The sequence below is a fragment of the Pseudoalteromonas sp. Z1A6 genome, assembly GCF_011378745.1.
In the GTDB taxonomy this organism is placed as follows: domain Bacteria; phylum Pseudomonadota; class Gammaproteobacteria; order Enterobacterales; family Alteromonadaceae; genus Pseudoalteromonas; species Pseudoalteromonas arctica.
Window position 1 is genome coordinate 1 of record NZ_WTKW01000197.1, and the last position, 8015, is coordinate 8015.

6 protein-coding genes and 2 tRNA genes are annotated in these 8015 nt (G+C 40.1%); 5 read left to right on the forward strand and 3 right to left on the reverse strand.

All coding sequences use genetic code 11. The annotated features are described in order from the left end of the window. Nucleotides 1–123 precede the first annotated feature (123 nt). The 4 genes from GQR46_RS12820 (at nt 124) to GQR46_RS12835 (ending at nt 2837) form a co-directional block, all read left to right on the forward strand. Nucleotides 124–200 (forward strand) — tRNA-Met (locus GQR46_RS12820). A gap of 142 nt (nt 201–342) precedes the next feature. Then, nucleotides 343–419: transfer RNA gene (locus tag GQR46_RS12825), tRNA-Met, on the forward strand. 257 nt (nt 420–676) lie between these two features. Then, nucleotides 677–1291 (forward strand): trimeric intracellular cation channel family protein, encoded by a 615-nt coding sequence (locus tag GQR46_RS12830; RefSeq protein ID WP_165741154.1) that lies wholly within the window; start codon nt 677–679, stop codon nt 1289–1291. Nucleotides 1292–1325: 34 nt separating this feature from the next. Next, entirely contained in the window at nt 1326–2837 is a 1512-nt protein-coding gene (locus tag GQR46_RS12835) for a YifB family Mg chelatase-like AAA ATPase (protein ID WP_165727089.1), read from the forward strand. On the opposite strand, the gene GQR46_RS12840 is transcribed toward GQR46_RS12835, so the two are convergent. Both GQR46_RS12840 and GQR46_RS12845 read right to left on the reverse strand, forming a co-directional pair. Continuing rightward, nucleotides 2834–3538: a response regulator transcription factor gene (locus GQR46_RS12840; protein ID WP_002957913.1), complete on the reverse strand. Its 705-nt coding sequence runs from the start codon at nt 3536–3538 to the stop codon at nt 2834–2836. The genes GQR46_RS12835 and GQR46_RS12840 overlap by 4 nt on opposite strands. A gap of 216 nt (nt 3539–3754) precedes the next feature. Then, nucleotides 3755–6250, reverse strand: coding sequence for a prolyl oligopeptidase family serine peptidase (locus GQR46_RS12845; protein WP_165741155.1), 2496 nt, complete (start codon nt 6248–6250; stop codon nt 3755–3757). A gap of 84 nt (nt 6251–6334) precedes the next feature. On the opposite strand from GQR46_RS12845, the gene GQR46_RS12850 reads away from it, so the two are divergent. Continuing rightward, nucleotides 6335–7411, forward strand: coding sequence for a hemolysin family protein (locus GQR46_RS12850; RefSeq protein WP_165741156.1), 1077 nt, complete (start codon nt 6335–6337; stop codon nt 7409–7411). A 32-nt stretch (nt 7412–7443) separates the two neighbouring features. Here the strand turns inward: GQR46_RS12850 and GQR46_RS12855 are convergent. Continuing rightward, nucleotides 7444–8015: EAL domain-containing protein (locus GQR46_RS12855; protein WP_165741157.1), on the reverse strand; the 572-nt coding region annotated here is incomplete at its 5' end.

Consider the following 8015-nt stretch of genomic DNA (forward strand, 5'->3'; position numbering starts at 1 on the left):
TCATAACCCGAAGGTCGTCGGTTCAAATCCGGCTCCCGCAACCAATTTTTTATAAGATTTGGTTACTGTAAACTCTAGCTTAAGAGATAAAATAAAGTAGTCGATAGACTTAAAATACACAGGCGCGGGATGGAGCAGTCTGGTAGCTCGTCGGGCTCATAACCCGAAGGTCGTCGGTTCAAATCCGGCTCCCGCAACCAATTATTTTATAAAGATTTAGTGCAATAGGTAGTTTTAAAAGGTCGTCGGTTCACTCTTCACCTTCACAGCTCCCGCAATAAATTTTTAAATTGGAAGCCAAGTTGTAATGTAAGCAACTTTAAACAAGTATACAATTTCAGGCGCGGGATGGAGCAGTCTGGTAGCTCGTCGGGCTCATAACCCGAAGGTCGTCGGTTCAAATCCGGCTCCCGCAACCACTGAAATAAATAAGAATGAAACAACACGCTTAAAGCGTGTTTTTTTATGCCTGAAATTTGATGAGTGTAGTGATTTGGCTTATTGTTTAAAGATCGTCTTCACCGTGTGGGGCATTCACTTCTCATAAGCACAAGCTCCCGACACCCCTGAGATACACTTCAAAAATGTTATAAACTTCTTAAAATAAATCGTTATTACTTAAAACTTTGTTTAGTTTGTGTTAAAACGGCACAAATGTTTTTGGGTTGTTACAAGTATGACTGAACTTTACCACTGGTTTGATTTAATAGGCGTTGCGGTGTTTGCTGTATCGGGGACTCTACTAGCCTATGAGAAAAAAATGGATGGTTTTGGAGTCGTAGTTTTAGCGACGGTAACTGCTATTGGTGGTGGTACAGTGCGAGATCTAATTTTAGATGTTCCTGTGTTTTGGTTACACGATCAAAGTTACTTTTTTGCCATACTAGCTTCAGTATTTGTTACAACACGCCTTATAAATAAACAAAAGCCGATACCTCATTATATTTTACAAACAGCGGATGCGTTTGGTTTAGCTTTTTTTGCAGTAATGGGGGCGCAAAAAGCGCAGCTTGTTGGTATGCCCGATATGACAGCGGTAATTATGGCTGTAATTACAGGCTGCTTTGGTGGATTAATTCGAGATGTGCTTGCACGCGAGATCCCTATGCTATTAAAAGGTGAGCTTTACGCTATTACCTGTATAGCGGGTGGCACTGTTTATACGCTTGGCATTAGTTTTTCGTTAGTAACCGAAATGGCGATGGTATTAGGTATGTTAATGACCTTATTACTTCGTTTAGCTGCTATAAAATGGCAAATCACATTACACGTTTTTAAATATCCTGACTAAACTGGTGTAATCACACCATTTACTAGGATAAGGAATGTCGTTAGCTCGTATATTTTCTCGTGCTCAAGTGGGTATAAATGCCCCTGAAGTTATTGTAGAAGTTCACCTAGGAAATGGTTTACCCGCTTTTCATATAGTAGGCCTGCCCGAAGCGTCCGTTAAAGAATCAAAAGATAGAGTACGTAGCGCACTCGAAAACTCACAATTTGGTTTTCCCGATCAACGAATAACTGTAAATTTAGCCCCTGCCGATTTGCCAAAAGATGGCGGACGGTTTGATCTTGCTATTGCGGTGGGTATTTTAGTCGCCTCTGGGCAAATAGTGTGTCCTGATATTCACAAGTACGAGTTTTATGGTGAGCTTGCTCTTAATGGTGAGGTGCGTGGTGTAAACGCTATTTTACCTTCGGTACTTGCTGCAAAAGAGCAAGATCGTTGCTGCTTTTTACCTATTGCAAACGACAGCCTAGCAAGCCTAGTTAATGGCGTTAAACGCAAAGCCGTAAGCTCTATTCAAGAAGTGTGGGGGGATTTACTTAATCAACAACCCTTACCATTAAATATAGAGTATCCCGACTGCACACAAGCCCCTGACTTTTTACTTGATTTAAGCGATGTGAAAGGTCAGCCCGGTGCAAAGCGAGTACTCGAAATTGCTGCAGCTGGCGGGCATAATTTATTATTTTTAGGTCCACCAGGCACTGGTAAATCAATGCTTGCTCAGCGAATGGCAACTATAATGCCTACTATGTCGGACGATGAAGCTATTTCGACTGCCGCGCTTTACTCCATTATTGGGCAATCCATAGATTTAACTAATTGGCGACAGCGGCCATTTCGTAATCCGCATCATACATGCTCAGCTGTTGCTTTAGTGGGTGGCTCTTCAAACCCGAAGCCCGGTGAAATTTCATTGGCGCATAATGGCGTACTTTTTTTGGACGAATTACCGGAGTTCGAGCGTAAGGTGCTTGATTCACTGCGTGAGCCAATGGAGACCGGCACGGTTACTATTTCACGTGCAGCAAGGCAAATGGAGTTTCCGGCGCAGTTTCAGCTTATTACAGCATTAAATCCAAGCCCAACAGGGAGCCATACTGATAAGCGGGCAACTCCCGATCAAGTTATGCGTTATTTATCGCGAGTATCAGGACCTTTTATTGACCGTATTGATTTGCAAATAGAACTGCCTCGTCTAACGAGCGTTGAACTACAAAGTACTCAGCCAGAGGAAAGTAGTGCTGAGGTTAGAGCAAGAGTTGAAGCGGCTTATTACCTACAGCTAAAACGCCAAGGTAAGGTTAATGCGAGGCTTAATAATAAAGAAATGAGTGTGCACTGTGTACTGGCGCCAGCAGAGTTGCAGTTTTTAGCTAGAGCAAGCGAGAAGTTATCTTTATCGCCACGCTCTTACCATAGAGTAATTAAGGTGGCGCGTACAATTAGTGATTTAAAAGGCGCTGAAAACATTAGTTTAAATGAGCTTAAAGAAGCACTTAATTACCGCGCATTTGAGCGCCTTATTGCGCAATTAACTAAGTATTAAATAGAAAGCATATAGCCTTTACCGCGAACGGTAACAATACGTTTTTGATCTTTTTCGTCATTTAATTTTTTACGTAAACGACCAATAAGCACATCAACAGTACGATCGTTTGGGCTCCAATCGGGCTGGCCTATTTCTTCTGATATTTTTTCACGGGATGTGGCTTTACCTGCATTACTAATTAAGCAAATAAGCACTTTATGTTCGGCTTCAGTTAAGCGTGACTCAACGCCCGCAGCAGTAATTAGTGTGCGGTTATCGGGGTGAAGCTTAAAGTCAGCATATTCTATAAATTCTTCGCTTTCGTCGTCTTCTAGGTTAACGGCAACACGCTTATAGAGCGCGCGCATGCGAAGTTCTAACTCAAGTAAATCGACAGGCTTACAAATATAGTCATCAGCACCTTGTGCAAGGCCTGCAATACGATCGGCTTGGGAGTCACGACTCGATAATACAATAACGCCAATATCGGTAAGTGTGTTTAATTCTTTTGCCAGCTGAAGCCCATCACGCTTTGGCAAAACAATGTCAATTATGGCTAATGATATAGCACCGCGCAGGTTTACCCGCTGCCTTACAATGTTAAGTGCATCAGCGCCAGTTGGGTCTACCTCTATTGTAAATTCGGTATCTGCAAAGTGATTTTGGATGCGTTTAACGAGTAGTTCATCGTCTTCAACCAATAAAACATTAATAGCCATAGTACTTTATTTTGAATGCTTATAGCTCTGTATGGTAGCACCATTAGGTAAATGCTGAGAAGGGGGTTTATTAGTTTTAAGTAACTTAATATTTCAAAGGTGTATAAGACGTTATTAGAGGATGAGGTTAGCACCTTTAAACTAATTAAAAGGTGCTAAATAATTAATACTACTATTAATAAATCTGTATTAAGTCGTTATTTTAAAGGTTCAGGCTCAGTCATTTTTATACATTGAGTCCCACCATTGAGGTTCATCTTTTAGCTTTTTATCAAAGTATGCGAGCATGGTGTTCCACCAATCAAATCGTTTATCGCGTGCAAAAATTTGGTGGTCGGCGCCTTTGTATTCGATTAACTCTACGTCCTTATTAAGCAGTTTAAGCGCAGTGTACATTGTTAAGCTTTCGCCAACAGGTACATTGGTATCACTATCACCATGAAGAAGTAGCATAGGTGTTGTTACTTTGTCGGCATGAAACACAGGGCTGTGCTTGCTGTAAAGCTCAGGGTTATTCCACGGAAAGCTATTTTTTGATGCTTCGCCAGAATATAAGTAGCCCCACCAACCTTCACCCCAATACGAGGTAATATTAGAAATACCCGCATGAGCTATTGAAGCACTAAATATATCGGTTTTAGTTGCCAATAACATGGTCATGAAGCCACCGTATGATGCCCCTAAATTTCCTACCTTTTCACTATCAACATAGTTGTATTTCTTTAAAAAGGCTTGCGTGCCTTCGATAATATCGTCTGCAGTGTAGTCGCCCCAGGCATTAACATGCTGCGCTGAAAACTTTTGTCCAAACCCTGTTGCGCCAGTAGGCTGTACTACATAAACAACGTAGCCATTTTCTGCCCATAAGTTAAACGGATAACGACCTGTAAAACCACGCGTAACTGGTGAAGTGCCGCCGTAGTAATACACGAGCGCCGGGTGCTTTTTAGTTTTATCTAAGTTGCTAGGAATATAAACGCGGCCAGTGATTTCGACACCATGTTTATTTTTAAAATTAAACTCTTCTAATGTAGGGAGTCGTGTATTTGCATAGCTACTTGGTTTTGAATCCCATATTAAATCTGTTTTATTTTTACTTACGTTAAGGCGCTTTAGCTGTTGTGGCGCTAAAGCGTTAGTGCCACTTAATAAAATTTCGGTATTACGGTCGTGTGAGTAACTAAATTGTTCAACAATATCCAATCCTGTATTTAACTTTTTAAAGCGCTGTTTACTTAAATCAAATAGGTAAAGTGGTTGAGTGTCTTGCTCTGTTACTTTAATGAGCGCATCGCCGTTTTCTAAAACTTGCAGTTGACCAATAGCGGGGTCGAACTGTTTACTGAGTGCTTTAACATTTTTACCACCTTCAGTAAGTAGATAGAGTTGCCCGTCGTAGTTATTAGCAAGCATTGCTTTTGGTAGTACTCTGCCTGCGCCATTTTTAAAGTCAGGGCCTGCAACTACATAAATATCTTTATTTGTGTATTTAGCTTGGTTAAATGTTTTAAATTTACCAAGCGATGAAAGCTTGTTTGATTTTAAATCGAGTTCAACAAGTTCTGTTTCTGGGTGGGTTGATGCCTGCATTGCCATTACTGGGCGGCTCATTAAAATTTTGCCACGGTTACTATTTGAATCTTCAAGGCTATAAGAAAGAGGACCTTGGCTGAGTGGTTTTGTTAACCCACTTTTAGTATCAAGCATATAAATTTGGCTGGTGGTACGTGCATACGACCAGCGATCTTGTAAGCCCTTATAGCGCTTGGTTAAGCTGTTAGTGCTCTCAGGTGATTTAGACCAGCTAAACAAAAGACTGGTGTCGTTATAAAAGGTAAAGCCACTGGCTCCTTCTAAATCGTCTGCTAATGTTTTTATTGATAAGTTTTTGCGGCTAAGCTGTTTAAGCTCACCATTTAATAAATACACTAAATATTGGTTATCTGGACTCCAAATAATGTTACTTGGTTGGCCCGCTTCAAAGCGATAAAGCGTTTGATTGTCTGAATTTTTAAGTACAGTAACTGTATTTGCTTGGTTTTGTGTTTTATCGCTATAAGTACGAGTAGTAGTAACGTACTGCTTGGCATTAGGTGCGAGTGATAATTGGCTAATTGTAGGGGCATCAAACAATTGCTTTGCAGATAAACGTTTTGTTTGTGAGGCGCTAAGCGTAATTTTATCAACGTCATTTTTAGGTGCAAAATCAAGTGTTACGTCATGCCAATTAGCTACTTGCTGAGTTACTATTAAAACAGAGTGAGTGCTGTTACTTAAAGCTAACTTATAGCTATTTTTATCGCCTGTTTGTAGTTCGCCATTAATAAATAACTGACCTTGCTCAATCCCTTTTAAGGTAAGCGTACCTTGAGTGAAGCGGGTTGTTTCGATATTAAATTTTAGTGCCTGTAACCCACCTAAAGTGAGCGCATTGATTTTATTAAACGGCTGCCAGTTTTGTTTTTTCCCAAATACAGAAAAACTATCTGAGTCTGCTTGTAGCTGCGGCAATAGATTATTAATAATGGCATTGCCATGAGGTGTTTGAAAAGGCTTTAACTGCATGTCTTCGGCAAGTGGGCCGATAAACTGAATTTTTGATTTATCCAATGGTGCAGCTATTGCAGCAAAGCTTAAGCTGCTAAGCGTCAAAAGAGTCGCTGCATGCTTAAATAGCTTATTTTGATGACACCAAAGTGCGCTAAATTTCATTATTATGCCTATTATTATTGGAAGTTTGGCCAAATATAGCATGTATTGTTACTATGCTCACATATCCAATATAGAGGAGAGAAAGTGACTTTACTGATAGTTTATATGGTAGTGGCGATTGTTATTTCGTTTTTATGTTCTGTGATGGAGGCTGTGCTATTAAGTATTTCGCCTAGTTATGTTGCATCACTTAGAAAAGATCATCCTGAGCTTGCTAAACAGCTCGAAAAACTTAAAAACAATATAGATCAGCCTTTAGCTGCTATTTTAACTTTAAATACAGTTGCCCATACTGCGGGGGCTGCAGGGGTTGGAGCACAGGCAGCTGTCGTGTTTTCCGATGCGGCTGTAGGTATTGCATCAGCCATTATGACATTTCTCGTTTTAATCCTTTCTGAAATTATCCCTAAAACATTGGGTGCTAATTATTGGCGAGCTTTAACGCCAAGTGTTACCTACGCTTTACGATTTTTAGTTATATCATTGAAGCCCTTTGTATGGTTTGCGCAAAAGCTAACAAATTTAATGGGTCCAAAGCACGATGAGGCTTACTATATTCGCCAAGAAATAGAAGCAATGGCTGCTATAGGAACAGAGTCAGGTGCATTACATCAGGATGAGTCTGATATTATTCGTAATCTTTTGCATTTTAGACATGCAAAATTATGCGACTTAATGACGCCTCGAACGGTTATTTTTAAAATTCACAAAGACTTAACAGTGAATCAGTATTTAAACGATCACGGCTCGTCGTCATTTTCTCGTATATTGGTATTTGATAAAGACAGCGACGATATTGTTGGGTTTGTGCATAAAAACGATATTATGCTGGCATTTCACCGTTTAGGTACAGATTATAAAATTAGTAAATTGATCAAACCCATTTATACGGTGCCGGACTCTCAAAATGTATCGTCGTTACTGCAAACTCTTTTAACAAAGCGCACGCATATATGCTTAGTTGTTGATGAGTACGGTGACGTACAAGGTATTGTAACGCTAGAAGATATGATTGAGGCCTTGATGGGGCTAGAGATTGTTGATGAGCGAGACCAGTCAACTAATATGCGTGCGGTAGCTAAGCAGCGTTGGCACAAACGTTTAGCGAGTAGTGCGCATATAGTCAGTGAAGAAGATAAACATACTCGGGGTGATAATTAGTTAACCAGCCCCGATTAAAAATTGATACCGCTTTAAGCGGGTCTGCCATCAGCTCTGAGCCAATCTTTGGCCCAAGATATAAACTCGCTTTGTGGTTTAGGGCAGCTAAATAAAAAGCCTTGTATAGCTAAGTTTCTTTTATAGTGCCTTAAATAAGCAAGCTCTTCTGGACGCTCAACGCCTTCTGCCACTAAATCTAAATGGTCTTTACTTGTAATATTAAATAATGAACTTACCACTACTTGAGAAAATAAATCTGTTTCTATATGGCTGATAAGTGAGCGGTCTATTTTAACCTCAGTAAATGGAAGGTTGCGAAGTTGATTTATATTAGTAAAACCAACCCCAAAGTCATCTAGCGATACGCCAAAGCCGTGCATTCTTAATCTATTTAGCGTTTCTAATTGCGTGAGGCTAGAAAGTGCATGCTGCTCTGTTATTTCTATAATTATATTGCTAGGGGTAAGCTGATTGAGTTCTAAAATGAGTAGTAATTTATTCGGACAGTTTAAGTCATCAAGTTGGGTTGGTGATAGATTAAATGCCATTTTAAAGTCGTGGCCCAACTGAGCTTTTATATTTATAAATTCGCTGGTGGCTTTTT